General features: G+C 40.8%; 33 protein-coding genes. 27 read left to right on the top strand and 6 right to left on the bottom strand.

The genetic code is table 11. The features are described from left to right. Positions 1 to 232 precede the first annotated feature (232 nt). The 8 genes from AC04Q6_RS17870 (at position 233) to AC04Q6_RS17835 (ending at position 8,540) form a co-directional block, all read left to right on the top strand. Positions 233 to 1,198, top strand: a complete 966-nt coding sequence (locus tag AC04Q6_RS17870) for a helix-turn-helix domain-containing protein (protein ID WP_015528443.1) — start codon at positions 233 to 235, stop codon at positions 1,196 to 1,198. 130 nt (positions 1,199 to 1,328) lie between these two features. Beyond that, positions 1,329 to 1,925 carry an MptD family putative ECF transporter S component gene (locus AC04Q6_RS17865; protein WP_015535748.1) on the top strand — a complete coding sequence of 199 codons (597 nt, stop codon included), beginning with the start codon at positions 1,329 to 1,331 and terminating at the stop codon, positions 1,923 to 1,925. Then, positions 1,925 to 2,677, top strand: a complete 753-nt coding sequence (locus tag AC04Q6_RS17860; RefSeq protein ID WP_055222061.1) for an energy-coupling factor transporter transmembrane component T — start codon at positions 1,925 to 1,927, stop codon at positions 2,675 to 2,677. Before AC04Q6_RS17865 ends, AC04Q6_RS17860 begins: the two co-directional genes overlap by 1 nt. Beyond that, on the top strand, positions 2,674 to 4,140 hold the full coding sequence (locus AC04Q6_RS17855; protein ID WP_054335617.1) for an ABC transporter ATP-binding protein: 1,467 nt from the start codon (positions 2,674 to 2,676) through the stop codon (positions 4,138 to 4,140). The genes AC04Q6_RS17860 and AC04Q6_RS17855 overlap by 4 nt, the downstream gene beginning before the upstream one ends. A gap of 126 nt (positions 4,141 to 4,266) precedes the next feature. After that, a complete protein-coding gene (locus AC04Q6_RS17850; protein ID WP_138344132.1) occupies positions 4,267 to 6,051 on the top strand; it encodes an ABC transporter ATP-binding protein in 1,785 nt (594 codons plus the stop codon). Further along, positions 6,052 to 7,800 (top strand): ABC transporter ATP-binding protein, encoded by a 1,749-nt coding sequence (locus AC04Q6_RS17845; protein ID WP_015528447.1) that lies wholly within the window; start codon positions 6,052 to 6,054, stop codon positions 7,798 to 7,800. 11 nt (positions 7,801 to 7,811) lie between these two features. Next, positions 7,812 to 8,180, top strand: coding sequence for a metal-dependent transcriptional regulator (locus AC04Q6_RS17840; protein ID WP_015528448.1), 369 nt, complete (start codon positions 7,812 to 7,814; stop codon positions 8,178 to 8,180). 123 nt (positions 8,181 to 8,303) lie between these two features. Then, positions 8,304 to 8,540, top strand: a complete 237-nt coding sequence (locus tag AC04Q6_RS17835) for a hypothetical protein (protein WP_015528449.1) — start codon at positions 8,304 to 8,306, stop codon at positions 8,538 to 8,540. Between the two features lie 15 nt (positions 8,541 to 8,555). Here the strand turns inward: AC04Q6_RS17835 and AC04Q6_RS17830 are convergent, their stop codons facing one another. Continuing rightward, on the bottom strand, positions 8,556 to 9,935 hold the full coding sequence (locus AC04Q6_RS17830; protein ID WP_118721484.1) for a relaxase/mobilization nuclease domain-containing protein: 1,380 nt from the start codon (positions 9,933 to 9,935) through the stop codon (positions 8,556 to 8,558). Next, a complete protein-coding gene (locus tag AC04Q6_RS17825) occupies positions 9,902 to 10,225 on the bottom strand; it encodes a MobC family plasmid mobilization relaxosome protein (RefSeq protein WP_015528451.1) in 324 nt (107 codons plus the stop codon). The genes AC04Q6_RS17830 and AC04Q6_RS17825 overlap by 34 nt, the downstream gene beginning before the upstream one ends. Positions 10,226 to 10,474: 249 nt before the next feature. On the opposite strand from AC04Q6_RS17825, the gene AC04Q6_RS17820 reads away from it, so the two are divergent. Both AC04Q6_RS17820 and AC04Q6_RS17815 read left to right on the top strand, forming a co-directional pair. Continuing rightward, positions 10,475 to 10,846 (top strand): MmcQ/YjbR family DNA-binding protein, encoded by a 372-nt coding sequence (locus tag AC04Q6_RS17820; protein ID WP_054335618.1) that lies wholly within the window; start codon positions 10,475 to 10,477, stop codon positions 10,844 to 10,846. Then, positions 10,846 to 11,277 (top strand): flavodoxin family protein, encoded by a 432-nt coding sequence (locus AC04Q6_RS17815; protein ID WP_054335660.1) that lies wholly within the window; start codon positions 10,846 to 10,848, stop codon positions 11,275 to 11,277. The genes AC04Q6_RS17820 and AC04Q6_RS17815 overlap by 1 nt, the downstream gene beginning before the upstream one ends. Positions 11,278 to 11,335: 58 nt before the next feature. On the opposite strand, the gene AC04Q6_RS17810 is transcribed toward AC04Q6_RS17815, so the two are convergent. Next, positions 11,336 to 11,536, bottom strand: coding sequence for a helix-turn-helix transcriptional regulator (locus AC04Q6_RS17810; protein ID WP_054335619.1), 201 nt, complete (start codon positions 11,534 to 11,536; stop codon positions 11,336 to 11,338). A 57-nt stretch (positions 11,537 to 11,593) separates the two neighbouring features. Beyond that, positions 11,594 to 12,328 carry an XRE family transcriptional regulator gene (locus AC04Q6_RS17805; RefSeq protein WP_117457278.1) on the bottom strand — a complete coding sequence of 245 codons (735 nt, stop codon included), beginning with the start codon at positions 12,326 to 12,328 and terminating at the stop codon, positions 11,594 to 11,596. Positions 12,329 to 12,520: 192 nt separating this feature from the next. Between AC04Q6_RS17805 and dinB the strand changes: the two genes are divergently transcribed. The 8 genes from dinB to AC04Q6_RS17765 all read left to right on the top strand — a co-directional run bounded on the left by dinB (position 12,521) and on the right by AC04Q6_RS17765 (position 16,856). Then, the gene (gene dinB / locus AC04Q6_RS17800; RefSeq protein ID WP_138344134.1) at positions 12,521 to 13,768 is read left to right on the top strand and encodes a DNA polymerase IV; all 1,248 of its coding nucleotides are present in this window, start codon (positions 12,521 to 12,523) and stop codon (positions 13,766 to 13,768) included. Between the two features lie 14 nt (positions 13,769 to 13,782). Continuing rightward, positions 13,783 to 13,995, top strand: a complete 213-nt coding sequence (locus AC04Q6_RS17795; protein ID WP_117457280.1) for a LexA family protein — start codon at positions 13,783 to 13,785, stop codon at positions 13,993 to 13,995. A 12-nt stretch (positions 13,996 to 14,007) separates the two neighbouring features. Next, complete coding sequence (locus AC04Q6_RS17790; RefSeq protein ID WP_476389797.1) at positions 14,008 to 14,247, top strand: hypothetical protein; 240 nt, start codon at positions 14,008 to 14,010, stop codon at positions 14,245 to 14,247. A 250-nt stretch (positions 14,248 to 14,497) separates the two neighbouring features. Beyond that, positions 14,498 to 15,070 carry an ArpU family phage packaging/lysis transcriptional regulator gene (locus AC04Q6_RS17785; RefSeq protein ID WP_054335622.1) on the top strand — a complete coding sequence of 191 codons (573 nt, stop codon included), beginning with the start codon at positions 14,498 to 14,500 and terminating at the stop codon, positions 15,068 to 15,070. A gap of 9 nt (positions 15,071 to 15,079) precedes the next feature. Beyond that, a complete protein-coding gene (locus AC04Q6_RS17780; RefSeq protein WP_054335661.1) occupies positions 15,080 to 15,451 on the top strand; it encodes a hypothetical protein in 372 nt (123 codons plus the stop codon). 199 nt (positions 15,452 to 15,650) lie between these two features. Then, complete coding sequence (locus tag AC04Q6_RS17775; protein ID WP_015527882.1) at positions 15,651 to 16,292, top strand: DUF2178 domain-containing protein; 642 nt, start codon at positions 15,651 to 15,653, stop codon at positions 16,290 to 16,292. Positions 16,293 to 16,295: 3 nt separating this feature from the next. Next, positions 16,296 to 16,499: a helix-turn-helix transcriptional regulator gene (locus tag AC04Q6_RS17770; RefSeq protein ID WP_015527881.1), complete on the top strand. Its 204-nt coding sequence runs from the start codon at positions 16,296 to 16,298 to the stop codon at positions 16,497 to 16,499. Between the two features lie 99 nt (positions 16,500 to 16,598). Next, positions 16,599 to 16,856, top strand: a complete 258-nt coding sequence (locus AC04Q6_RS17765) for a hypothetical protein (protein ID WP_055157184.1) — start codon at positions 16,599 to 16,601, stop codon at positions 16,854 to 16,856. Between the two features lie 252 nt (positions 16,857 to 17,108). On the opposite strand, the gene AC04Q6_RS17760 is transcribed toward AC04Q6_RS17765, so the two are convergent. Then, positions 17,109 to 17,315, bottom strand: a complete 207-nt coding sequence (locus AC04Q6_RS17760) for a DUF6219 family protein (RefSeq protein ID WP_054752894.1) — start codon at positions 17,313 to 17,315, stop codon at positions 17,109 to 17,111. A gap of 179 nt (positions 17,316 to 17,494) precedes the next feature. Here AC04Q6_RS17760 and AC04Q6_RS17755 point away from each other — a divergent pair, with 179 nt between their 5' ends. The 8 genes from AC04Q6_RS17755 (at position 17,495) to AC04Q6_RS17720 (ending at position 22,786) form a co-directional block, all read left to right on the top strand. Next, complete coding sequence (locus AC04Q6_RS17755) at positions 17,495 to 17,812, top strand: helix-turn-helix domain-containing protein (protein ID WP_054335623.1); 318 nt, start codon at positions 17,495 to 17,497, stop codon at positions 17,810 to 17,812. Between the two features lie 150 nt (positions 17,813 to 17,962). Continuing rightward, positions 17,963 to 18,175 (top strand): sporulation initiation factor Spo0A C-terminal domain-containing protein, encoded by a 213-nt coding sequence (locus AC04Q6_RS17750; RefSeq protein WP_054335624.1) that lies wholly within the window; start codon positions 17,963 to 17,965, stop codon positions 18,173 to 18,175. A 7-nt stretch (positions 18,176 to 18,182) separates the two neighbouring features. Beyond that, a complete protein-coding gene (locus AC04Q6_RS17745) occupies positions 18,183 to 18,614 on the top strand; it encodes a hypothetical protein (RefSeq protein ID WP_054335625.1) in 432 nt (143 codons plus the stop codon). A 325-nt stretch (positions 18,615 to 18,939) separates the two neighbouring features. Then, positions 18,940 to 19,413: a sigma factor-like helix-turn-helix DNA-binding protein gene (locus AC04Q6_RS17740; protein WP_476389402.1), complete on the top strand. Its 474-nt coding sequence runs from the start codon at positions 18,940 to 18,942 to the stop codon at positions 19,411 to 19,413. Positions 19,414 to 19,986: 573 nt separating this feature from the next. Continuing rightward, complete coding sequence (locus tag AC04Q6_RS17735; protein ID WP_119233043.1) at positions 19,987 to 20,352, top strand: type II toxin-antitoxin system PemK/MazF family toxin; 366 nt, start codon at positions 19,987 to 19,989, stop codon at positions 20,350 to 20,352. Positions 20,353 to 20,488: 136 nt separating this feature from the next. Then, positions 20,489 to 20,668, top strand: a complete 180-nt coding sequence (locus tag AC04Q6_RS17730; protein ID WP_008688169.1) for a hypothetical protein — start codon at positions 20,489 to 20,491, stop codon at positions 20,666 to 20,668. 77 nt (positions 20,669 to 20,745) lie between these two features. Continuing rightward, positions 20,746 to 22,158 carry a recombinase family protein gene (locus AC04Q6_RS17725; protein WP_119233042.1) on the top strand — a complete coding sequence of 471 codons (1,413 nt, stop codon included), beginning with the start codon at positions 20,746 to 20,748 and terminating at the stop codon, positions 22,156 to 22,158. Positions 22,159 to 22,291: 133 nt separating this feature from the next. Further along, positions 22,292 to 22,786 carry a sigma-70 family RNA polymerase sigma factor gene (locus tag AC04Q6_RS17720; RefSeq protein WP_476389796.1) on the top strand — a complete coding sequence of 165 codons (495 nt, stop codon included), beginning with the start codon at positions 22,292 to 22,294 and terminating at the stop codon, positions 22,784 to 22,786. A gap of 62 nt (positions 22,787 to 22,848) precedes the next feature. On the opposite strand, the gene AC04Q6_RS17715 is transcribed toward AC04Q6_RS17720, so the two are convergent. Then, positions 22,849 to 23,346, bottom strand: coding sequence for a QueT transporter family protein (locus tag AC04Q6_RS17715; protein ID WP_021977048.1), 498 nt, complete (start codon positions 23,344 to 23,346; stop codon positions 22,849 to 22,851). A gap of 355 nt (positions 23,347 to 23,701) precedes the next feature. On the opposite strand from AC04Q6_RS17715, the gene rfbD reads away from it, so the two are divergent. Continuing rightward, positions 23,702 to 24,592 (top strand): dTDP-4-dehydrorhamnose reductase, encoded by an 891-nt coding sequence (rfbD, locus tag AC04Q6_RS17710; RefSeq protein ID WP_418721362.1) that lies wholly within the window; start codon positions 23,702 to 23,704, stop codon positions 24,590 to 24,592. The last annotated feature ends 1 nt before the right edge of the window (position 24,593 follow it).

Below are 24,593 nucleotides of genomic sequence, written 5' to 3'. Positions count from 1 at the left end.
AATTTAGCGATGTGCAGGGAGAATAATGAGAATTAATATTAAATTGTCAGTACAATGGGTTTTAAAAGTGACTTTATCGTCTTGTGAGATGCAGAAAGAAATGGAAGTAAGTGAAGTTTGTAATTTACATTAAGTAGTGTCTGCTTTTTACATGATTACAAAATTTGACTTTTTACTTTGGAAGTTGTAAAATTTAATTAGTCTTATCTAACTTCGGGAGGAATGCTTGTACATGACAAACCAATACATGAATAATCTTTATCGTGATCTGCTCTCTAATTCACCGCAGACAATAACCATAGATATTCCAGCAGACATGGGGACAGGGCAGATTTTACAGGTGGTCACGAAACAGGGAGCAGTTGTTTCGGACTGGAAAATGAATTATTTTTCAGATATGAACGTGCAGGGAGTGAGTAGCGAAGAATACATTCAAATGTTGTTCTGCTTCAATGATGGTGTTTCCTGGAATATTGCAGATAGCCGACAAAGTATCAGCATACAAAAAGGTGAGTCCTGTATTTATCGTGGACACGGGAAAATGGAATATCTGTGCTATTCCAAACAAAACGATTTCCTTTTCAAAAATGTAAAAGTACCACTGTCGTATTTCCGTAAAATTATGAATGACTATTTTGATGTTGGTGAGATTGAGGTTTATCAGAAAAAACTATTGGAAGGTATATCAAAAGTAGGTATTACTCCCTATATGGAGCACATTTTTGCGGAACTGAAAGACTTCACGCAATATCGCGGCGGATTGGGATACCTGTTTTTGGAAAGCAAAGTTTTTGAGTTGTTATCTGTATATTTGAGTGAGATTTTGGAACTGAGTATTCTTGCGTCAACTTATATAGCAATTTCCAGAAGTGACCGAGAATCCATCATAGAAGCGAAGAGAATCATTGACAGTCAGCTTGCTTTGGCACCAAGTTGTGAGGAATTGGCGCGAAAAGTCAATATTAGTACTTCAAAATTGTCAAAGGGTTTTTCCTCGCTGTTTGGAACATCGGTTCATGCGTATATTATAGATCAGCGATTGGAAAAGGCGGCAAGTCTACTATTAGAAAGTAATTTGAACGTAAGTCAGGTGGCAGCATTTGTAGGCTATTCAAAACCGAGTAACTTTGCTGCGGCATTCAAAAAGAAGTATGGGGTAATTCCTAAAAACTATAAAACGGAAAATACGATTGGTTAAAATTAAAAAATACCGATTTTGGGTAGAATAAAACCGTTTTTGGGTTGGAAATGTAGGCGTAAATTGTTATTATATGTGGTGTAGTTAGAAAATGCTAACTACACCATTTTTTAGATAGGAGGATACTGGTATGAGTTCCCAGAAAAAAAGTTCCCGGCTTGAGGGAAAAGATTTAATTACTATCGGCATCTACACCGTCATCTATGTCGTCATTGTTATGCTGGTGGCGATGCTTGGCTTCATCCCCATTTTTATTCCGCTGATGGCGGTGCTGTGTCCTTTGATTGGCGGCATCCCCTATATGCTGTATGTTACAAAGGCTAAAAAATTCGGGATGACTGCAATCATGGGTTTCCTGATTGGCCTAATCATGGTGTTCTTCGGCAACGGCTATCTTACTATGGTAACTGGTCTTGTTGGCGGCCTGTTGGCTGACGTGATCCTGAAAAAGGCAGACTACAAAAGTGCAAAGAGTACAGTTCTTTCCTGCGGTGTGTTCAGCATCTGGGTGTTTGGCAACTTTGCTCCCATTTTCCTGAACCGTGAAAGCTATATGGTAATGCTGACTGAAGGATACGGCGCTGAATATGCAGCTACCCTTAATACATATATGCCTATGTGGATTGCGCCTATTTTGCTGGTTGCCTGCTTTGTGTTTGGCCTTGTCGGAGGTATGATTGGGAAAGCCATTTGCAAAAAGCACTTCCAGCGTGCCGGTATTGCATAATGGCGCGGGAAATTCTGCTCAGCAAAAAAACAGAACAAGGGTTGCGGCTCGATCCGCGTACAAAACTGTTGCTCATCTTCATCATAAGCATTTTTGTCATGGGTGGAACAGGCGGAGAAGCTATGGGACTGATCCGCCTTGTTCTTTGTGTGGTTCCGGCTATATTGCTGCTTACCTCGAAACAATGTGCAAAAGCTGTGGGCTATATTGCTGTGTTTTCTGTTTTTTATGCTGTCCAAATTTATGTTTTGCCGCACCTTACGGGGATATTGAATTTCCTTGTTCTGTTTACAATAGGATTCTTCTGCCGAATCCTTCCCAGTGTTGCGATTGCTGCCTATGCAGTGAAAACAACAACGGTCAGTGAATTGATTTCCGGCATGGAAAGAATCCATATGCCTAAAGAAGTGACGATCCCCTTAACGGTCATGTTCCGCTTCTTTCCAACTGTCTTTCAGGAGTCAGAAGCAATCAGTGACGCTATGAAAATGCGTGGGATTAAACTTGGAGGGAAAAAATCTTCAAAAATATTGGAGTATAAGCTGATCCCGATGATTACCTGCTCCGTGAAAATCGGTGAGGAACTTTCCGCTGCGGCAATTACCCGTGGCCTCGGCGCTCCTGTCAAACGCACAAACATTTGCCAGCTTAAATTCAATTTTGCCGATGTGGTGCTGATCTTGTTTTGTTGCTTTGTAGTGTTTTGGGCGATTGCTTCCCCGATAATTTCCGCAGGAGGGATTTTGCCATGATAGATTTTCAAAATGTTTCTTTTTCTTATGGTGAAGAATCCAGCGGCGGAGGGATTAGAAATGTCAATCTCACCATAAACACAGGGGAATTTGTTTTACTCACGGGAGAATCCGGCTGTGGGAAAACAACGATTACCCGTTTGGTAAACGGGCTGGTGCCTCATTATTACGAGGGCAAATTAGAGGGCGATGTCCTTCTGGACGGAAAAAGCGTATCAGATACGCCGCTTTATGACTTGGCTGCTATGGTGGGATCTGTATTCCAGAATCCCAAAAGTCAGTTTTTCAACGTGGATACGGATAGTGAATTAGCCTTTGCCTGTGAAAATTTAGGCTATCCTCAGGAGGATATCCTGAAAAGGATTGACCGGACAGTTTCCGATTATCATATTGAAGATTTGATGGGGCGAAGCGTGTTTGCTCTGTCCGGAGGCGAAAAGCAAAAAATAGCCTGTGCTTCATCAAGTGTATTGCTGCCGGGAATTATGGTCCTGGACGAACCATCTTCTAATTTGGATATGGCTGCTATTGATGACCTGCGGCAGGTCCTAAGCCTCTGGAAAAAGCAGGGCAAAACAATTCTGATCGCAGAACACCGCCTTTACTACCTTCACGATCTTGCAGATCGTGTGCTGTATGTAAAAGATGGGGAGATTGAACGGGAATACACGCCTGCTGAATTTGACAGCTTATCGGATGGCACTCGAAAAGAAATAGGGCTGCGGCCGTTTTCTCTCTCGAAGTTGAAGCCTGCGAATCAGTATCAGGCGCATACAGCTAAACAGATGGAATTTCAAAATTTCTGCTTTGCGTATAAAAAGCGGGAACCGGAAAGCCTCCATATTCCGAGTGCAGAACTGCCTGTTGGAGAAACGATTGCCATTATCGGTCTGAATGGCGCTGGAAAATCTACTCTGGCCCGCTGTATTTGCGGACTGGAAAAGAAGTGTGGCTTTTTGCAGGTTGAGGGGAAAACCCTTGATTGGAAAGCCCGGCTCAAACATTGCTACATGGTAATGCAGGATACCAGCCATCAGCTATTTACCGAAAGCGTGGCGGATGAAGTGCTTCTGAGCATGGACAACAAGGATGAAACTGTTGTGGATAAAATCCTTAAACAGTTTGATCTGCTGGAATATAAAGACAGGCACCCGCTTTCTCTTTCCGGCGGGCAAAAACAGCGGGTAGCGATCGCGTCTGCCATTGTGAGTAACCGGGAGATCATTGTGTTTGACGAACCAACAAGCGGGCTTGATCTCAAACATATGAGGGAAGTTGCGCGGAGTTTGAAGTCACTCGCGGATCAGGGCAAAACGCTTCTTGTTATTACGCATGATCCGGAGTTGGTGATGGCGGGATGTTCGTATGTAGTCCATATGGAAAAAGGGCAAGTAAAAGAAAGCTATCCATTGGACGAATCCGGCAGTAAAAAGGTTTTGGATTTTTTCCGAATCCGCCAGTGAATTTTAGAAATTATGAATGTCAGGGCCGCCTTGACTGGACAGAAAGATAATGATAAGAGGCCGCTTTACTTTGGCGGCCTCTTGTTTTTGAAGCACAGACAGTACGGCTCAATATAAGGAGGGCTTATGTTCAAAAAAATCTTTGAGTACGCAGGGCCATATAAGAAAAATATGTATGTGGCCACGGTTGTCGTACTGGTCAGCGTTCTTACGGGTATCCTGCCTTTTGTGCTGGCCTATCAGGTCATTTCGCCATTGGTTATGGGCGATTCTGTTGAAACAGAATTTGTTTTATTGCGTGTTATAGGGGTTTTGATCTGTCTTGTTTTGCAGGCGTTTTTTTATGGATGGGGATTATCAATTTCTCATAAAGCAGCATATAACACATTGTTGCGGCTGCGGGTATCTCTGCAAAAGAAGTTTGAGAAACTTCCCCTTGGCATTGTGGAGGAAAAAGGGACAGGGACAATCAAAAAGCTGTTTGTCGATGATGTGGACAGCTTGGAATTGCTCCTTGCTCATTCAGTCCCAGAGGGTATCGCAAATTTACTGATCCCGCTGGTGATTTATGTTGCTATGTTTTGTGCGGACTGGAAACTGGCTCTTATGTCTTTGGCCTCTATCCCGATCAGCCTGCTCTCCATGGTCATTATGTACTCTGTTGGAATGAAGCGCATGGGTCCCTACTATCAGTCTGCACAGAAAATGAACAACACGATCATTGAGTACATCAATGGTATGGAGGTTGTCAAGGTTTTCAACCGGGAGAGCGAATCTTACGAGAACTTCCGCAAGGATGTAACGGACTATCGGGATTATACCTTGGCATGGTATAAGGCCGCCTGGCCCTGGATGGCGATATACGGAAGTCTACTGCCCTGCACTGTTATTCTGACTTTGCCTCTTGGGGCATGGTTTGTTCTCTGTGGCATAAGCACTTTACCTGATTTGATTTTAGTCCTCTGCCTTTCCCTCAGCATTGGGATTCCTCTCCTGAAAGCACTGGGCTTTATGGAGACGATTCCGAATCTGAATTATAAGATCACGGCACTTGAACAGATGTTAAATACGGCACCGCTGCAAGCTGCTGAGGATGATTTCCACGGACAGGATTTTAACATTTCTTACGATCATGTTTCCTTTGCGTATCAGACGACACAGCCTGGCCCAGATGGGAAACCGATAATAGCGGAAAACGAAGTCCTCCACGATATTACCTTTGTGGCACAAGCAGGACAAAAAACTGCCCTAGTTGGTGAATCCGGTTCTGGCAAGAGCACCCTTGCAAAACTGTTGATCCACTACTATGACCCGCAGAAAGGGAGCATTTCCATTGGCGGGCATAAACTTTGTGATATGAGCCTGGAGGCATTGAACAGCCGCATTTCCTATGTGGCTCAGGATCAGTACCTGTTTAACACCTCCCTGCTGGAAAATATCCGTCTTGGACGTTTGGATGCTACCGATGAGGAAGTAATGCAGGCGGCGAAGAAAGCCCGGTGTATGGAGTTTCTGGAAAAGCTGCCGCAAGGTATTCACTCCATGGCGGGCGATGCGGGGAAAATGCTTTCCGGGGGGCAGCGCCAGCGAATTTCCCTGGCGCGGGCAATATTGAAGGATGCCCCGATTGTAGTGCTTGACGAGGCTACGGCCTATGCTGATCCAGAAAATGAGGAAAAAATGGAGGCTGCTATTGCGGAGCTGGTGGAGGGAAAAACCTTGGTAGTTATCGCTCACAAACTTCCCGCTATAATGAACGCAGATCAAATATGCGTTATGGATCACGGAAAGATGGTGGCAACCGGAAAACATCAGGAGCTGATTCAAGCTTGCCCAGAATACCAAAAGTTGTGGAAAGCGGCTCAGGACAGCGCCGAGTGGAAAGTATCTACTGCAAAGGAGGGAAGATAAATGTTTGCATTGATTTCAAGAATCCTGAACCTCTCCGGGAGGTATAAAAGCCGTATTCAGGCTGCATTTCTATGTGCATTTGTCGAGTCCATTCTCTCCAAAATGCCGATCTTCATGGCGTTTATTGTCTTGGCCGGGTTTGCTGATAATACGCTGACTGGAAAGACCTGTCTGTTTGTCGGACTTGGATTATTAGCTGTTGTAGTGGTTCAGACAGTGGTTCACTATTTGAGCGACCGTCTGCAAAGTGCCGCTGGATTTATGATCTTTGCTGATAAACGGATGGAGTTGGGAAATCATTTAAGAAAAATGCCGATGGGTTACTTTACATCGGGGAATATTGGAAAAATCAGCTCTGTTCTCAGTACGGATATGGTATTCATTGAGGAAGTTTCTATGAGTACCATTGGCAACATGATGAGCTATATGCTGTCTACTTTGGTTTTAGCTGTTTTTATGTTCGTACTGGATTGGAGACTTGGGCTGATTGCGGTAATCATTACCTTGCTGGCATCACTGGTTGCAAAATATATGAATAAGGTTTCCTTCAAGGAGGCTGTCGGGCGTCAAAACCAAAGCGAGAATTTGACGGATGCGGTCTTGTCTTTTGCTGAAGGAATTGGGGTTATCAAAAGTTACAATCTGCTCGGAGAAAAATCTGACGAATTAACGGAAAACTTCAAAAAATCAAGGGATGTCAATACGAAGTTTGAGCAGAAAATGACACCGTGGACCACTGGCTTAAACATTCTCTATGGCGTGGGTATTGCCGCTATCTTCGGTTTATCCGTTTTTTTACATCAGGAAGGCGTACTCTCCCTGGCTTATCTTTTGGGCGTGCTGCTGTTTGTCTTTGATCTCTTTGGACCTCTGAAAGCTCTTTATGGAGAAGCAACCCGACTGACCGTGATGAATGCCGCATTAGACCGCATTGAAGCTGTTTTGGACGAGCCCGAACTTCCCGATAACGGAAATCAACATATTCTGTCACAGGCACAGCCGGATCAGCCAGAAGTACAATTTAGCGATGTGGGCTTCGCCTATCAGGACAAGGAAGTCCTGCACAACATCAGCTTCTCTATGCAGAAGAATACCATGACCGCACTTGTGGGACCGTCTGGCGGTGGCAAATCCACGATTGCGAACCTTCTGGCGCGGCTGTGGGATGTGAAATCCGGCAAAGTGACAATCCGTGGTACAGATATTCGGGATGTACCTCTCGCCGAACTGATGGAACAGATCAGCATGGTTTTCCAGAGGGTGTACTTGTTCCAGGATACCATTTACAACAATATCAGCATGGGTAAACCGGACGCTACCGAGGAAGAAGTCTATGAGGCTGCAAAAAAAGCCCGCTGCTATGATTTTATCATGGCGCTGCCAGATGGATTCCAGACAGTCATCGGTGAAGGCGGCGCTACTCTGTCCGGCGGCGAAAAGCAAAGAATCTCTATCGCCCGATGCATTTTGAAGGACGCACCGATTGTCATTCTGGATGAAGCGACTGCAAGTGTTGATACCGATAATGAAAGCTATATCCAGGAGGCAATCAATGAGCTGGTAAAGGGTAAAACATTACTTGTGATTGCACATCGCCTGAATACCATCCGTCAGGCAGATCAGATTTTGGTGATCTCTGATGGACGGATCAGCGAACAGGGAACCCATGACGAGCTTATGGCAAAAGCCGGGATTTATCAGGATTTTGTAAATATCCGTAAAAAGGCTTCCGGCTGGAGCCTTGCATAAAGGAGGAACCGATGAAGATTCATGCGTCCGGGGAGGATTATCTGGAGGCTGTGCTGATTCTTCAAAAGAAGCAGGGTATGGTCCGATCCATTGATCTTGCCCGGCACATGGGATTCAGTAAACCGAGCATCAGCCATGCAGTAGGTGTGTTAAAGAATGGCGGTTTCCTGACTGTCGATGAAGATGGATACCTCAATCTGACTAATGCCGGGCGGGAGGTTGCCGAGAAAATTTATGAACGCCATCAGTTCTTTACGGAGCAGCTTGTAGCTGTCGGGGTTGATCGGGAAACTGCAGAAAGAGATGCCTGTCGGATAGAACATGTAATCAGTGAAGAAGCTTTTGAAAAATTGAAAACTTCGGTTGAAAAAAAGTATTAGTACAATGTTGATTCACCGAATCTTTTATGTTCATCATACTATAGAATTGTTGAGAAACGTGAAACAGGGTATGAAACTCGTATACTAAAAGACATTCAGAGTGGAATTACACTAGAAACACTTATGGCAAAAGGACATAGGAAAACGCCGGAAGAAAAAGCAGCTGTTGCGAAACAAAAGAGGAAACAGAGGCGAGCAAAACGGAAAAAAGAAGCAAGAGATAATCTGACCAAAGAAGAGATCTTGCAAGATGACCGATTTTTCTGTATTGCTGGTTATACCTCCGGAGGTGCACCGTATGGTGTCACCTGGGAGGAAAAGGATTTGAAACCTTGGGAAGATTTGGAAGAAAATGAGTGAGTTGCCAGTGCAATCTTATTTTTCTCTTGTGACAGAAACAGGTTCCTTTTTTGCCGGAAGTAAGTCTGAACTGATCTCTGGAGCATCGAGCAGTACAGTGAAATTTTGCTGAATGATCTCTAGGGTTTTCTGCTTTTTCTGCAATTCCTGTTTTTCCCGGACAGTAGCATCCTGTTCAGATTCAAGATTTTCAATCCGCTTCTGGATTTTATTAGAGCTTGGGATTTTGGTGATACCGAGATCCTGAAGCTCTTTTTTTAGTGAATCGTGGAGCTGGTATTCTGCCTGATGTTTGGTGCGGTATGCTTTTGGATTTTTAGCAGATTTACAATCTTCAATTACTTTACGACAAAGCCGGTAAGAATTGCAGTGTTTCTGAATGACTTTCTGCGTGCTCAGCTCACTGTTGATTTGTGCTATTCTTTGGTCGGCAACTTTCACAGAAGCTTCAATGTCAGATACATGCTGCCTGAAATCGTCATAATTCAGCAAGTTATTTTCGGAAAGATAGTTGAAGGTGCGGGCTGCCTCTTTTAGATTATTGAGCTTTGCCCATCGTTCAAATCCCTCTCGATTTCCAGTTGTGACATAAGTGGAGATATTGATATACAAGCGAGCTTCTCTGGACAGATGTCTTGGAGTTTTTACTTTGCTACGATTTTTAGCCAGACGGATGCGAACATTTTCTTCGGAATAATAGCTTCCGAGAGATTTCATATAAGTGAAGTTCTTCTGCTCCGGTGCACGGAAGGACAGGTGCTTTCCCTGCCGGACTTCATATCCGGCTAATTGCATCTTTTGCAGAAATTCCTCATAGTTGATGGAAGTCCAGATTGATTTATCAACTGCGACACGTAGCTTGGCTTTCCAACTGGTGCCACGATGATATTCCATGTTCTCTTTATAGCTTTTACCTTTTTCTCCGGTTGGCATGCTGGTGGCAAGTCCATTTTCATGGCAGATACGATTACTGATTCTGCAGAGTTTATGGTAGCTCCGCTTATTGGAAACATACTTGTGATGATCAACAAAGCTTGCAGCGTTGAAGATGATATGATTGTGAATATGATTTTTGTCAACGTGTGTGCTGATCACGTACTCATATTTTCCTTTCAGCACTTCGTCAGCAAATTGTTGACCTAAGCGATGGGCATTTTCGGCATCAACTTCTCCAGGTTTAAATGATTGGATCAGATGAAATGCCAGGTTATCGCCTTTATCCATTCCATTCTTTTTTGCCATTTCTCTTGTCATAGAAAATTCAAGATCTGCAGTTTCCGGGGAACAGCCAAAACTGGAAACTAACAGTTTTTCATCTGTCTTATCTGGATTTGTAATATAGTCCAGAGCTTTCTTGTCAGTTACCTTAATGGGGAAGATTTTAAGATACGCCATAATTCTTTCACCATCTCTTTCAATTCTTGCATTTCTTCTGGATATAGATCTCCGGTGGTATTTACCTTTTTTGCAATCTGGTTGATATTTACACCAATCTTGTGCATTTCCTCATACTGTTTCTTCAGTGGGGTGGTATCGGTGTTGACGATGTAACCGTCGATTGCCATCTTACGCAGATAAGCTCCCATGTTTTTGGTTTTTGATTCTATCATCTTCCTGCGTATAAGCTTCCTTTCTTCTTCGGTGACATAAAAATGGATTTCTTTGTTTCTCTTTCTTTCAGCCATTGGTGGGTTCTCCTTTCTGAGAGGACAGTAGTATCGTTGCTTTCAACGTTTTTCAATTTAGGGCAGGGTACCCTAAATTGGGATTTCCCGGAAGTGTATCCTCACTTCCTGTCCTTGCTGTTTTACCCCTCTATTAGTTAAAGTCAGGAGAACCGGGAAAATGCAAAAGAATTTGGCAGGTAGCACGGGAAGTGAAAATATGGTATGATTATGGGCAGGATATCAGGAGAATCAGGAGTTGAATAGATTGTGAAGAAAGAAGAAATTTTTGAATATGTGAAGAAACAGTATGGTACGATGCCGGAGTATTTATGGGCACAATCACCAGATAATGCTGTGTTGCGACATAAGAATGGAAAATGGTATGCTGTGGTCATGAGCGTTGAAAAATGCAAACTAGGATTAGAAGGAAATGAATTTGTCGATATTATGGATGTAAAATGTGATCCGGAAATGACAAGTATGATTATTCAGACCTTTGGATTTTTGCCAGGATACCATATGAACAAACAGCACTGGATCACAATTTTACTGGATGGTTCAGTAAGTGAAGCAAAGACATTAGATTTTTTGGATATGAGCTATGATATGATTGATGGGAATAGAGGAAAGGAAGAATGATGAGAAAGGTAATCGTATATTCATCTGTGCATCATGGAAACACAGAGAAATTAGTAAAGAGCATTGCAGAAGAGTGTCAGGTTGATTTGATTGATGCTGTAAAACAGCCAGATGCAGATCTGAGCAGTTATGATACGATTGGGTTTGCATCAGGAATCTATTTTTCAAAATTTCATCAGTCGATATTGGGATTTGCAGAGAAGAATCTACCGGACGACAAAGGGGTATTTCTGATCTGTACTTATGGTGGAAGTGCAAATTATAAATCCATAGAGCAGATTTTGGGCAAGAAGCATTCTACAGCAATCGGAAAATTCGGATGCAAGGGCTATGACACATTTGGCCCATTTAAACTGGTGGGTGGTATAGCAAAAGGACATCCAGATGGAAAAGATATAAAAAATGCAGTTGAGTTTGTAAAAGGACTCTAAATAGTTTAGCGAAAAAGAAAAACCGGGGAACAGTCCTCGGTTTTCTGATATTTGCGGTTCAGTCTTCAATTTGAAAAATCTCTTCTACTGGCATTTTCAGATAATGTGCCAGACGGATTGCAATTTCGAGAGAGGCATTTCGCTCACCACGCTCAATGCGTCCGATGGTATCACTGCAAGAACCGACAGCTTTTGCAAGATCTGCCTGAACGAGATTTCGTTCTTCACGGATATCTTTAAGTGTGTTGTTAATTGCCATTTTATCACTTCCTTTATTATTTTCAGCAAGAGCAGGCTAGAAGTCTGCAGTTGATCTTTAATGAAAACCAGGGATTTCTGCTCCTTTGCATTTTCCGATTACTTTCCCAAAGATTTTAAAAGAATCAGATTCATAAATCTGGATTGGATGATACTTTTCATTCAATGAAACCAGATAAACTCCATCCGGACCGTCATGTAGCTCTTTGATATAGGTATTGCCATTGAGATAGAAGATACCGATTTCACCGTTGGAGATACTGTCTTGTTTATGAACCCATGCAACATCTCCGGTATGATACATTGGTTCCATACTGTCACCAGATATACGGATTCCAAAATCCGTCTTTTCAGGTGCGAGATGACCGACATTGTAACTTTCTTTTACACTGTCTTCAATATAATTTCCAGTACCGGCAGAAGCTGGCTCTACTGCAATCGGCTGATAATTTTCAAATGGAATGATATCGGCTCTATGCGGAAGATACTTTCTGGACGCCCGCAGAAGATTGGCAAATTCAATAATCTTAGCTTTGCCGTCTTCATTCAAATTTTCCATGACATGATCAAATGGATTTTCACCTAAAAATTCTTCGTATATATCTTCAATATCTAAAATCTGACAAACTGTCAGGATTGTGTGTAAGGAGGGTTCTCTTGTTAGATTCTCCCATTTGGAGACTGCTTTCGTAGTAACTTCAATTCCTTCCTGAGCAAGTAAGTCCACCAGATCCGCCTGGGAGTAGCCTTTCCTTTTTCTGTTTTCTACTAATACTTCTCCGAAAGCACGCATATGTTCGCCTCATTTCTTTTTGATTTTTCTATATGCATTATAACCCGAATAAAATCAAAAATCAAGAAAAATCTCCGAAAAGGAGATAATACGACCAAGATGTCGCTTGACTATCTCCAATACGGAGATATATACTAAGCATACAGAAATTGATAAGACAATAAACCAAACAGAGAGAAGGTGGTGGAGTTAATGGGAGACAGGACAATTCTTCATAGCGACATGAATTCATTTTATGCAAGTGTGGAAATGCTGCATCACCCGGAATTTGCCGGAATGCCTCTTGCAGTTGGCGGTGATCCGGAAGCCAGACATGGAATTGTGCTGACAGCAAATTATATTGCAAAGCGAAAAGGTGTAAAGACCGGAATGGCATTATGGCAGGCAAAACAGATTTGTCCGGAAATCATTTTTGTGCCACCACGGATGGACTTGTATTTGAGATTTTCACAGATGGCAAGAGAAATCTATTCGGAGTATACGGACAAGATCGAGCCATATGGGATTGATGAAGCCTGGCTGGATGTATCAGCCAGTAGAAATCTGAAAGGAAGCGGAATAACGATTGCAAGAGAAATCAGCCATCGGATTAAATACGAACTGGGTGTAACGGTAAGTATTGGAATTTCCTGGAATAAGATTTATGCGAAACTTGGTTCAGATTACAAAAAGCCAGATGCGATTACAGAGTTTAACCGGGAGAATTATAAAAGTATGATTTGGCAGCTTCCTGCATCGGATCTGCTTTATGTTGGAAGACAGACTCGGAAGAAACTTCAGAAGCTGGGGATTCGAACCATTGGGGAACTTGCAGAAAGTGATGAAGCAATGTTAGAAAGCCATTTTGGAAAGATGGGAATTGTGTTATGGTCATTTGCAAATGGCTGGGACGATGATCCAGTTTGCAAAGATGGGTATACAGCTCCGGTGAAGTCAATTGGTAATAGTACCACAACTCCAAGAGATTTAGAAGATGATCTGGATGTCTGGATCATTCAGATGGCACTGGCAGAAAGCGTTGCAGCAAGATTAAGAAAACATGGTTTTAAATGCAAAACGATAGAAATTACGGTCCGAGACAATGGCTTGTTTCGTTTTTCGAGGCAGAAACAATTACATCATCCAACAAATATAACAGATGAGATTGTTACAGCAGCATTTCAATTGTTTAAGGATTATTATAAATGGGAGCATCCAATCAGAAGCCTTGGTATTCGAGCAGTAGATCTTGTGTTGGATGATATTCCCGTCCAGTTGGAACTTTTTGGTAATCAAGAGAAACAGGAAAAATTGGAAAAGATGGATCGCACTGTAGATGAGATCAGACGACGGTTTGGTTATTTCAGTATACAGAGAGCAGTTATGTATCAGGATAAAGTCTTATCCCACTTGGACGCTGGTACACATACAGTTCATCCACACAGTTATTTTCATGGATAATGGGAGGGATAGATTTGAAACAGACATTAACCAGAAAACAGGAAGAAAGCTATCAGTGCATTTTGAATTATACGAAGGAGCATGGATATCCGCCGACAGTTCGGGAATTTGGAAAACTGATTGGAGTAAGATCAACGTCATCTGCTTTTTCCAGAATTAAGCAGTTGGAACAAAACGGATATATCCGAAGGATTCCGGCATCGCCAAGAGCAATAGAGATCTTATAGTGAGGTGTCGGTATGAATAAAGTGTATGTAGATGTAGTGGCAGAGTTTCGGAAAGACGGAAAACTGGTTCCTATATTTTTCACCTGGGAAGATGGAAGAAAATATAACATTGACAGAATTTTGAAAATTGAGCGATGTGCCAGCAGAAAGGCAGGCGGTGTAGGAATGGTGTATACCTGTATGATACAGGGACAGGAAAGCCATTTGTTTTATGAAGTGGATAAATGGTTTATGGAGAGAAAAACAGCATAAGGAGAGATTGGTATAGACGATATTATTTGGATTATTAACCGGCAGGGATAGTCACTTTCCCTTTATATTCCTGTAGGTTTTACATAAGAAGATGGATTCCGGTCAGCAAAGGCAGCTCCCACAATGCCTTTTGGATATCCGCTTCTGCAAGTTGTAGTAAGTAATTGCTTCCCATCAAAATCATGGGGAAAGCGAACTGGTCTGAAAGACCGCCAGTTAGTGTGATGATGATAAGGAGATTTTGAAACTGATGACAGACAGAGATTATGCAATTAAATCAATGAAAGAGATTACCTTCCAGATGGCAAGCCATGCACAGGATTATCTGGAAGTAACGATGGAGAGACATTATACAGATATCAAGGAACTGATGACAAGCTATCAGAAATTGATTTTGGAAAATCAGATTGTGTTAGAAGAATTGGATATGGAGTGCCAGGAGAAAATCAATGAAGATATGGCATATGCGTTGAGTTATCTGAGCATTTATAACAATCAGCTGAATGTGCCAAAGATGCACCGGGAAATGAATAACCTGATGATTATTTACGGCTTGTCAGATATGATCTATCGTGGAATGACACTGGTAAAGTTCTATGCACCGAATGGTGTGATGCTCAGTGAGATTCTTCATTCCTGCTTTTGCAGTCATTATAATAAGACAGATGTGGAAGTACAGCAGGAGTTAGGCGTAGGCAGGACTTCTTTTTATAAAATGAAGAAGCAGGCACTTGGATATTTAGGATTTTATTTTTATGAGATAGTGGTACCGCAGGCAAAAGATAAAAGATTTAAACCATCACTGGGCGTTGAGGAAGAGTAGGTGAATAATATGAGATACGAAGATTCGATGAAGGGTGTAGCTGATCAGATAATCAAAGAACAGCAGCGAGCCAGTAAAATTAAAAACAATCCAGAAGAATTCCATTGGCATGACGAATATGCAACGTTGAATTTCTTTCGGTTTATCTGTAAAAATATCGGTAACTTGGGAAATGGAGAAATTGAAAAAATGGTCACACGCTTAAAGCACATAGATCAGAAAGCAGTGGAAAACCATGTGAATGGTGCTGTCTGGGCATTTGATTATGATAAGATGTTCTGTGTACTGATGGAAAATGAAATTTGCCGAAAGGTGTGTGAAAAGAATAAATATAATAGTTGGACGAAGCTGATTGGACAGTATTGTGTTTCAATGGCTTAAAGATGAAGAAAGTGTTGCTGGAGAAAAAAATACTCTCCAGCAACTTCGTTTTTGATGAATAAAGGTCAGTTTTTTGTTTAAATTATATAAAAACGATATGAGATGTATTTGTATCATTTTCTTGTTGACACCATTTATATTAAGTGATATATTTGTCTTATAAAGATACAAAAACATCACATTGAAAAGAGGGATGATTATGACAAAAAAACAAATGAAACAAGTTATCTTTATGGGAGTAGGGTGTGTAATATTACTGATTGCAGGGATAATTTACTCTTTATTATTTAACGACGCACGCTGGGTTAAAAACATGGATATGTCTAATTATGTATTTTCCATAAAGGATATACCAATGTTGATAGTCGGTGCTTTGATAGCTATTTATGTCTTATATGTAACAGTTATCTTCTTTAAAAACGCCTTTTCTAAAAATTTTAAAGACAAAAACTATTCAAGAACAGTATCTTCATATTGGGGACTGTGTGGAATATTTGGATTTCTAGGTTTTAGCGGTTTTTGGACTTATTTTGAATATGGGAAAATATATCCTTTTGTATTCTTTATATTTTTTGGCTTTTTCGGCTTTTTCTTTGAAGGAAAACTTTCTCACACTTTAGAAGATGAACTTTTTTTAGAAAATAAAAGAAAAGCAGAAATAAACGCCTATAAAGTAGGATTTAAACTTCTCTTTATAGTCATTTGGCTTATGGCAATAGGAATGTTTTCTCGTAATGTGGAATGGTGTGCAATTTTTATGCTCATTTCTGTTTCACTTATCTATGCTTTAGTCATTTTTCTTAGCAACTATTTATTATACCGCTACGAAAAAGGAGAATAAGTCATGGTAGAAGATTTCATGTGCAACTTAAAGGTATATCGTGTAGCACAAGGTTTAACACAAGAACAACTGGCAGAAAAAGTCGGGGTTCGTAGAGAAACAATTATGAGGTTGGAAAAAGCACAATACAATCCATCTCTAAAACTGGCGATTGATATTTCACGGGTTCTCAATGCACCGATAGAAGATATTTTCATTTTTAAATGAGATAGTGGTAGTAAATTCGGTTCTATGTGATATTGGGAACAATAGAATATTAAGTTTTACATCAATATAAGAGTAATGCAACTATAATGTTAATTTGTATTGCTTGGAGGAACAATACCTGATGAAGATGATAATGATGTCATCGCAGAACAACTTGCAAAAATCAGTGAACAGATGGCAATTAAGAATAGGCGTAGCAAAAAAATTTGGAAAATTGCTGGGGTTATATTCCTAGTAATTGTGCTATTGAATATCCTCTTGATAATATTTAATATGTCAGTATCTAAAAACGTTTCAACAGATAGTAGCACCACTTTCATAGAAATAGGTGAAGATGATGTGATTGATGTAGAATAATTTCCAACATACAATCCCAGTTTGACAACTTTATATCCATACACACAAAGCAGTTAGTCTTAGGATTGACTGCTTTTTAACAAAAGACACCACTCAGGTGTAAAGGGTGTCTTTTTAGTGCTATTTTATTGTCATATCAAGGCTCATTCAATTGTGGTAAATTCGTGGTAAATTAAATAATTTTCTATACTTCAAAGTGCTTGAAAGTATAGTGTTTATGCGGATAATCGCAAATTAGATATAAAATTTTGTTTAACTATTCTCACTATTATTTGATTCAGTGATTTTTTTCTTCTTTGGAGAAACCAGTTTGTGACCGGAATAAATGGACATGCCCATACAAAGCAATGAAGAATAGGCAAAATATTTATGTGCAGTCATAGATTTTCTGATTCCAGAATAAATGCATCCCAACATACAGAAAAGTGCTCCGAGGGACCAGTATTTATGCGATTTCATGATTTGATACCTCCTTTGATTTAACTGATTCTATCATAACGCTTTTTTACGAATATGCAAAGAAAATCTTGAAATATAGTTCTATAGAATTAGAACTTGGTTTTGCGATTCTGTATATTTAAGATATTCACAAGTATACTAAATTCAGAACGATTATTCGTTCTGGAGGAGGTGTTACGATGGATTTGAAAGCAGTAGGACAGCGAATCAAATCAGCACGAGAAGCAAAAAATCTCACGCAAGAGGAACTGGCTGCATTAGTACATTTAAGTCCGACGCATGTGAGTGTAATAGAGAGAGGCTTGAAAGTTACAAAATTGGATACCTTTGTTGCAATTGCAAATGCATTAGATGTTTCTGCAGATACTCTTTTGATTGATGTTGTGGCACATTCAGTTACAGGTGTTACCAATGAGCTGGCAGAGAAAATAGAAAAACTTCCGATCAAAGAGCAGAAAAAAATTATCAAAGTAATCCATACATTATTGGAAGAATAATATGACAAAACTGAGAAGAGCAAGTAGCTCTTCTTTTTTTTGCCCCTTTATCCAGCTTTAAGTTGAAAAGTGTCTTTTCATGACGATAGAAATATGCTAAATTAGTTCCATAGAACAAGATGTAATTCTTTTTATATTGGAGGAAAATGAATGAGAGAGAAAACTATTTATGAGAAGATTGCAGAAAAGTACAACACAACACCAGAAGAAGTACGAAGAGAAATGCAGATAGCCATAGATGCAGGCTTTGATAATCCTGATCCAGCTGTGCAGGAAAAATGGAAGAAAATGACACTTAAAGGAGACAGACCCACACCGGAAGAAGTAATCAATTACGCAGTAAAACAATTAAAAGGAAATTAATGAAAATATGAAGAAAAAGATAATTGCAGTGATAACAGGAGCAGTGATCTTGATAATTGCTGCAGGAAGTATTTATGGGAAAACTGAATCCGGTCATAAGAGAGGTGAACCGGATGTAGTAGGAACATTTTCCATAAATCGGGATGAAAATTTAACTGTGGTCGCTAATCGGGAAAATATTGAGGATAGGGAAGCGTTTGCAAGAGAACTTTTGCAGATGTACAAGGATGATTCTTTTCATTCGACAAAATTCTCTACAGACAGGGGATATGCGACGAGCCTTGATATGAACATCTATTTATGGAAAGAGGATATTGAAGACGGGGAATCGGTAATGACAGCCGAATACAGACCTGTAGAATATGGAAAGGACTATGATGTTGTCAATAATCCTGATAAATTTCAAATATATATAGATGGAAAAGAAGTAGAAGAATAACACGGTGAACTTTTTACACTGAAATATGTACGATTCTAATAATGGCATGAACTTATGGGAACGTATTGCGGATACTTTGTGAACTTTATCCTGATACAATGATTATGCTGATGAAAGAGGGCATAGATAACTGAATATAAGAAAGAGACGAAAGCCTCAGTAGTTAAGAAAAAACTACTGGGGCTTTTTTTGTGCCTGAATTTTTCAGCCAATAACTGCGGGTATGTCCCGGCAGGATAAAGGCGGAGCAGGCATGATCCTAAACAGAGGTCCGCCTTCTGGATTTGAAACGAGCAACAAGATTTCAAATTCAGGAGGAACGGATATGTATATTGAACACCCATATTTTTATGACGGAAAGTACTACGCAAATATTGATGGAGAAATGATCGAGATTACAAGAGAAGTTGCGTATGCGATGAACAATTTTTACAGAAGTAGCAAGGCAAAAAAAGTTGAGATTAAGAACGAACTGGGGGAAGTCGTGGATAAGATGCTGCGGGAGGTACCTTACAGTGGACAGTCCATTGATGGGGAAGGATTCATGATTGAAGATTACCCGGATCTGAATTGTGACGTGGAGCACAGTGTACTGACGAAAATGGAACAGCAGGATATTCATAAAGTGATCGATCAGCTGAATACCGAGGAACGCATGATTATTTACGGCATTTTCTTTGAAAACAAGACACAGACACAGATGGCAGAGATTATGGGGATTTCCAGACAGGTATTAGCTTACAAGCTGAAAACGATCCTTAATAAAATGCGTGAAATGTATATGAAAAAAATTTTTTAAAAAATTTCGGAAATTTTTTTGCATCTGCCGAAGTCATTTGACTTTAGTAATTAGAGGAGCTTTAAGGACTCCCTAAAATGCACCATGAAAACTGAATATCCAATAATAACTGACGTGACATTTCATACAGTGAGCACGAGGAAGATGCCGCTATAGGATTATAAGACGTAAGAAACTTTTTTGAGCTAATAATACTGCGAAAAAGCACTGACCAAAGCCAGTCGGCAGGCTGGTGATGCGATGACATGTGTGAGATGCGATACACTTGCAGACCCTGAGAAGTCTGTAACTGGTAAACCTATGAACTGCCAGAGCCTGGAAACGAGAGTTTTTGGGTTGTGGTCCGGAGTGTAGCATCCGGACAGGTTATTATTCCCTTCCTGCAGATGCAGGAGTAACGATTCGGGGTATCGAGGATAAATAGAATCGAGCGAGCACTGTTTAATAATCAAATTGGCTATAGAGGTTATGCGGCAGAGTTTTCCATCTTGGAAAGGAACTCTGCCGTATTCCTGTGGAGCCAATATAGCGCTATGAATGCTTTACAAATTAAAAAGATTGGAGAGATGACAAGTGACGATTCGAAGAGGAGATATCTTATGGGCGGATCTCGGTATGTTCCCGACAACTTCGGTTCAGGGTGGAGTAAGACCGGTGATCGTAGTAAGTAACAACAAAGCCAATACATACAGTTCAGTCATTACAGTAGTTCCGCTGACATCAAGAATATATAAGAAGCGGTATTTACCAACACATGTATTTATCAGTAAATACGATATGACAGGAATCCGAAAAGGAAGCCTGGCATTGGCTGAACAGGTTATGAGCATTTCTACAAAATGCATTATTGAGAAATGCGGAAGAGTAAACAAGTGGAGCCTGGATCGGGTACTGAAAGCAGTACAGATTCAAATGGGAATGAACGAAAGTGAGAAATGATATTCCTGCTTTCGACAATTCAACAGAAAACGACGTCATAAAGTGTAGATAACACAAAAGAATGACAATACAGGACGAGCGGTTCTGGTGATTTTTTAGAGACGATTGAATATGATTTATAAAGGGAGGGATTGCGATGGCATTAAAAATTGTAAGAAGATATGATGCAAATGGTAATGTGATCGAAGATAAAGATTTAGAAAGATTCAAATTGGATTCCCCGGTAGTTCGTCAGATCTTATATCAGATGAATAAAGAGATGGGAGCAGTTGATAATATTAAAGTCGATGCAGCTGAAAGAAGAAATTTCATATAACATACTTAGACAAATAAAATAAGTTGAAATTTTTCTGGAAGGATGGTATAGTATACGTGAGAGGAGGAAAGAGCGAGGTGAGAAACATAAGAATTGGAAAGAATACCTCAAATAATAAAAAAACAGGATTGTATATCAGAGTTTCTACAAATTTTCAGTTTGAAGAAGGATATTCAGTAGGTGCTCAGACAGAGAAGCTTGAAAGGTATTGTAATTATCAGGAGATTGATAATTATGATCTGTATATTGACGGTGGCTATTCAGGAAGCAATCTGAATCGACCGGAGATGAAACGTCTTATTAAAGAAATTCAAGAGGGCAAAGTGGAATCAGTTGTAGTTGTTAAACTTGATCGTTTGTCCAGAAGTCAGAAAGATACGATTTATCTTTTGGAAGATGTGTTTGAAGCAAATGATGTTGGATTTATTTCTTTAAATGAGAACTTTGATACAACAACACCATATGGAAAAGCAATGGTAGGTATCTTATCTGTATTTGCTCAGTATGAACGTGAAAATATTCGTGAACGTACACAGATGGGAATTACAGAGAGAATCAAAACCGGAAAATGGAGAGGGACGAAACCACCATTTGGTTATGACTATAATAACGGTGATGACGTTCTTGTGCCAAATAAAGATGCAGAAACAGTCAGAAAGATTTTTGAATTATATAAGGAAGGCTATTCCACGTATGCACTGGCAAAGATGTTCGATTTAAAAGGAGACAAACAAGTGTCCGATATGTTATCCAGAGTGACATACATTGGAAAGCTCAAATATAATAAGGAAATCGTTGATGGTCTTCACGAGCCGATAGTTGATAAAAAACTGTTTGATGAAGTTCAGGAATTGCGAAAAACAAGAACGAGAGCAACTTCTCATAAATCACAGTATTTACTTACTGGGTTAATATATTGTGGATTATGTGGGGCAAAGATGCGTTATCAAAAATGGAGCGGTGGAAGAGTGATGATTTACTGTTACTCATTAGACCATAGTAAACCGCACCTGGTTAAGAATCCAAATTGCCAGAATGGAAAATTGGATGCAGCTGAAGTTGAAGAAGTTGTTGTTAGTGATATGCTGAAATTATCAAAGGAGTATGAGGTAATCGAGGAAAAATCAGAACAGCAAAATCAAAAAGGATTTGAAGCTATGAACCAGAGAAAATCAGTTCTTGAAGGTAAGCTGAAATCCCTGTATAATTTATATGCATCCGATACCAATAATAGTGTCCTGTTGGAGACGATTGGTGAGATCAATAAAGAACTGGAAAATCTGAATACACAGATAGAACAGTACACATTAAAGAACACCAGAGCTAAAGATATGACAGCAAGAGCTAAAGCATTCAAAAGTGTTGCTGACAGCTGGGAGTTCATGTCTTTTAATGAAAGACAGAAGACTGTACGTGAATATATCAAAAAGATCAAAATATCGAATGATTATGTTGAAATTGAGTATAATGATCTTTTGACACTACAGTAAATTACATTTCTATAGTTAATACATCGCAAGGGGATATATCTTCTTGCGTGTAAAATTTCATATATCTTATTCAAGATAATTACCCTATTGGATAAAGGAAATTTCAAAATTTCCACTATAATACATTATCCCCATGATCATCGGAGAGATCAAACGTTATCTCAGGGACGACGGGATACTGAAGGTAAGCCGTTCTCTGAAGGAAAATCACTACCGGATCTATCAGGTGAGAGAAGCACTGACACGACGGCTGGAGCGGGAACCTACGACGGGAGAAATGGCAGCGGAAATGGGAATTTCCATAGAAGAACTGGTAATGACCATGGAATCCGGTGCAGAGGTGGAATCTCTTCACAAAACGATCTATCAGGGTGAGGGAACGGAGATTTCTCTGATGGACAAGCTCCCGGAAAAAGAAAACCGGCAGGAAAAAGCACTGGACAGGATTTTTTTGGAAGAGATACTGGGGACTCTGGAGGCAAAGGAGCGGAGGCTGATCTATATGCGGTATTTTCAGAACATGACCCAGATGGAGATTGCCCATGAGCTTGGCGTATCCCAGGTACAGGTATCCAGAATGGAAAAGAGGATCCTGCGCAGTCTGCAGGAATCCGCAGAGAAAAAATAAAAGGGAGCCATGAGAAATGCTGCTGTTTTCTCATGGCTCCCTTTTGTGGGCAGCAGGTTCGATCAGACTGCTGCTTTTTTATGAAAAAGTACATTTTTGTATTTGGAAAGTGCTCCAAGAAGGATCATACCGATCACACCGGCTGAGATAAATTCGCCGGCTCCTACTGTGAGCATCATAAACGGGATAGGAAGGTTAATGCCATATCCGTAACGAAGCACAAGAGGAACGATCACAATGTTGGAAATGATCGGTGGAATCGGGGCTGTCCATTTACCTGTATTGCGAAGCTTGTAGGTGAAGAATGCACCAATGAGTGTGGCAATGCTTCCGAAAATGATGTCAACCGGAATCGCACCGCCCAGAAGATTGGCGATGATACATCCCACAAAAAGTCCCGGGATGGCAGCCGGTGTGAAGAACGGAAGCACAGTCAGCGCCTCGGAAAACCGGATCTGAACTTCACCGAAGCTAAGTGGCGCGAATACCAGTGTCAGGACAACATATACAGCTGCAATGGCAGCTCCCTGTACCAGAAAATGAGTACCTTTGTTTTTCATGTTTTTTATTCTCCTTTAGTTTTGTTTTACGAGTGGAAGGTCACGAACACTCGGCACATTTATAGGCGGTGACCGCCTTGTAAGCCCTGTACGACCTTGGTTTTTGCGGGCTTTTGCAGCGAAACTGAGTATAGCATAAGGGGCGTGGAAATGCAAGGTACGATCCTGACTATTTGATAACCCTGGCCTGTGTGGACAGACCCTGGCTCTGAAGCAGGCCAGACAGAAGCAAAAGCAGCAGGAACCTTATGGAAACAGGGGCTTTTTTCTTGACAGCTTTTTGTGATATTGATAAAATATATTTCAGTATATAGGTTAAAGGGGCATTGGTTTTGATCTAAATCGATGTCTCTTTATTTATGTATCACACACATTATACCAGGGAGGTAGAAAGATGTTAAAAGTATGGATCGCAGGTGCCAACGGACAGATCGGACGGGCACTGAATGATGTTCTGGATCCAATGCAGATCGAGACTCTGAACACAGATCTTGATGAGCTGGATATCACAGACACAGATGAAGTGATCAACTTCGGTTCCATTAACCGTCCGGATGTGATCATCAACTGCACCGGTATCACAGATACCGATGAGTGTGAGAAGAATCCGGAACATGCATACCGTGTCAACGCACTGGGAGCAAGAAACTTAAGCATCGTGGCAAGAAAATGCGGGGCAAAGATCGTCCAGCTTTCCACAGATGATGTTTTCGACGGAAAGAGCAAAAAACCGTATACAGAGTTTGACGATACCAATCCGCTGACTGTTTACGGCCGTTCCAAGAGAGCCGGAGAGAACTATGTAAAAGAGTTCACACACAAACATTTCATTATCCGAAGCAACTGGGTATACGGAAAAGGCGGAAACAATTTTGTAAACCGTGTGCTGGAGACCGCAGAAAAAGGCCAGGCGCTTTCCGTTGCTTCGGATCAGTTCGGATCACCGACCAGTGCCAAGGATCTGGCAAGAATGATCCTGTATCTTATCGATACCAACGAATATGGAACTTATCACGTAACCTGCAGCGGTGTATGCAACCGTTATGAGTTTGCAACAGAGATCCTTCGCCTTGCAGGAAAGGAGATCGAACTGAGATCCGTGCCGACAGAGCAGTCAGATCTTTCTTCTGTCAGACCGCCTTATGCCGTCCTTGATAATTTTATCCTCCGTATCATTGAAGTGTATGATATGCCGGACTGGAAAGCATCACTGAAAGAATATATGGATGAAAGAACGGAGGATTAGG

The sequence above is a fragment of the Blautia sp. HA9023 genome, assembly GCF_056504095.1.
The sequence above is the reverse complement of the archived record's forward strand: the minus strand, read 5'-3'. Positions and strand labels throughout refer to the sequence as shown.

What these genes read in the sequence shown, in the direction of transcription:
- AC04Q6_RS17870 (WP_015528443.1), top strand. Translation starts at nt 233, where the DNA reads ATGACAAACCAATACATGAATAATCTTTATCGTGATCTGCTCTCTAAT.
- AC04Q6_RS17865 (WP_015535748.1), top strand. Translation starts at nt 1,329, where the DNA reads ATGAGTTCCCAGAAAAAAAGTTCCCGGCTTGAGGGAAAAGATTTAATT.
- AC04Q6_RS17860 (WP_055222061.1), top strand. Translation starts at nt 1,925, where the DNA reads ATGGCGCGGGAAATTCTGCTCAGCAAAAAAACAGAACAAGGGTTGCGG.
- AC04Q6_RS17855 (WP_054335617.1), top strand. Translation starts at nt 2,674, where the DNA reads ATGATAGATTTTCAAAATGTTTCTTTTTCTTATGGTGAAGAATCCAGC.
- AC04Q6_RS17850 (WP_138344132.1), top strand. Translation starts at nt 4,267, where the DNA reads ATGTTCAAAAAAATCTTTGAGTACGCAGGGCCATATAAGAAAAATATG.
- AC04Q6_RS17845 (WP_015528447.1), top strand. Translation starts at nt 6,052, where the DNA reads ATGTTTGCATTGATTTCAAGAATCCTGAACCTCTCCGGGAGGTATAAA.
- AC04Q6_RS17840 (WP_015528448.1), top strand. Translation starts at nt 7,812, where the DNA reads ATGAAGATTCATGCGTCCGGGGAGGATTATCTGGAGGCTGTGCTGATT.
- AC04Q6_RS17835 (WP_015528449.1), top strand. Translation starts at nt 8,304, where the DNA reads ATGGCAAAAGGACATAGGAAAACGCCGGAAGAAAAAGCAGCTGTTGCG.
- AC04Q6_RS17830 (WP_118721484.1), bottom strand. Translation starts at nt 9,935, where the DNA reads ATGGCGTATCTTAAAATCTTCCCCATTAAGGTAACTGACAAGAAAGCT.
- AC04Q6_RS17825 (WP_015528451.1), bottom strand. Translation starts at nt 10,225, where the DNA reads ATGGCTGAAAGAAAGAGAAACAAAGAAATCCATTTTTATGTCACCGAA.
- AC04Q6_RS17815 (WP_054335660.1), top strand. Translation starts at nt 10,846, where the DNA reads ATGAGAAAGGTAATCGTATATTCATCTGTGCATCATGGAAACACAGAG.
- AC04Q6_RS17810 (WP_054335619.1), bottom strand. Translation starts at nt 11,536, where the DNA reads ATGGCAATTAACAACACACTTAAAGATATCCGTGAAGAACGAAATCTC.
- AC04Q6_RS17805 (WP_117457278.1), bottom strand. Translation starts at nt 12,328, where the DNA reads ATGCGTGCTTTCGGAGAAGTATTAGTAGAAAACAGAAAAAGGAAAGGC.
- dinB (WP_138344134.1), top strand. Translation starts at nt 12,521, where the DNA reads ATGGGAGACAGGACAATTCTTCATAGCGACATGAATTCATTTTATGCA.
- AC04Q6_RS17790 (WP_476389797.1), top strand. Translation starts at nt 14,008, where the DNA reads ATGAATAAAGTGTATGTAGATGTAGTGGCAGAGTTTCGGAAAGACGGA.
- AC04Q6_RS17785 (WP_054335622.1), top strand. Translation starts at nt 14,498, where the DNA reads ATGACAGACAGAGATTATGCAATTAAATCAATGAAAGAGATTACCTTC.
- AC04Q6_RS17780 (WP_054335661.1), top strand. Translation starts at nt 15,080, where the DNA reads ATGAGATACGAAGATTCGATGAAGGGTGTAGCTGATCAGATAATCAAA.
- AC04Q6_RS17775 (WP_015527882.1), top strand. Translation starts at nt 15,651, where the DNA reads ATGACAAAAAAACAAATGAAACAAGTTATCTTTATGGGAGTAGGGTGT.
- AC04Q6_RS17770 (WP_015527881.1), top strand. Translation starts at nt 16,296, where the DNA reads ATGGTAGAAGATTTCATGTGCAACTTAAAGGTATATCGTGTAGCACAA.
- AC04Q6_RS17760 (WP_054752894.1), bottom strand. Translation starts at nt 17,315, where the DNA reads ATGAAATCGCATAAATACTGGTCCCTCGGAGCACTTTTCTGTATGTTG.
- AC04Q6_RS17755 (WP_054335623.1), top strand. Translation starts at nt 17,495, where the DNA reads ATGGATTTGAAAGCAGTAGGACAGCGAATCAAATCAGCACGAGAAGCA.
- AC04Q6_RS17750 (WP_054335624.1), top strand. Translation starts at nt 17,963, where the DNA reads ATGAGAGAGAAAACTATTTATGAGAAGATTGCAGAAAAGTACAACACA.
- AC04Q6_RS17745 (WP_054335625.1), top strand. Translation starts at nt 18,183, where the DNA reads ATGAAGAAAAAGATAATTGCAGTGATAACAGGAGCAGTGATCTTGATA.
- AC04Q6_RS17740 (WP_476389402.1), top strand. Translation starts at nt 18,940, where the DNA reads ATGTATATTGAACACCCATATTTTTATGACGGAAAGTACTACGCAAAT.
- AC04Q6_RS17730 (WP_008688169.1), top strand. Translation starts at nt 20,489, where the DNA reads ATGGCATTAAAAATTGTAAGAAGATATGATGCAAATGGTAATGTGATC.
- AC04Q6_RS17720 (WP_476389796.1), top strand. Translation starts at nt 22,292, where the DNA reads ATGATCATCGGAGAGATCAAACGTTATCTCAGGGACGACGGGATACTG.
- AC04Q6_RS17715 (WP_021977048.1), bottom strand. Translation starts at nt 23,346, where the DNA reads ATGAAAAACAAAGGTACTCATTTTCTGGTACAGGGAGCTGCCATTGCA.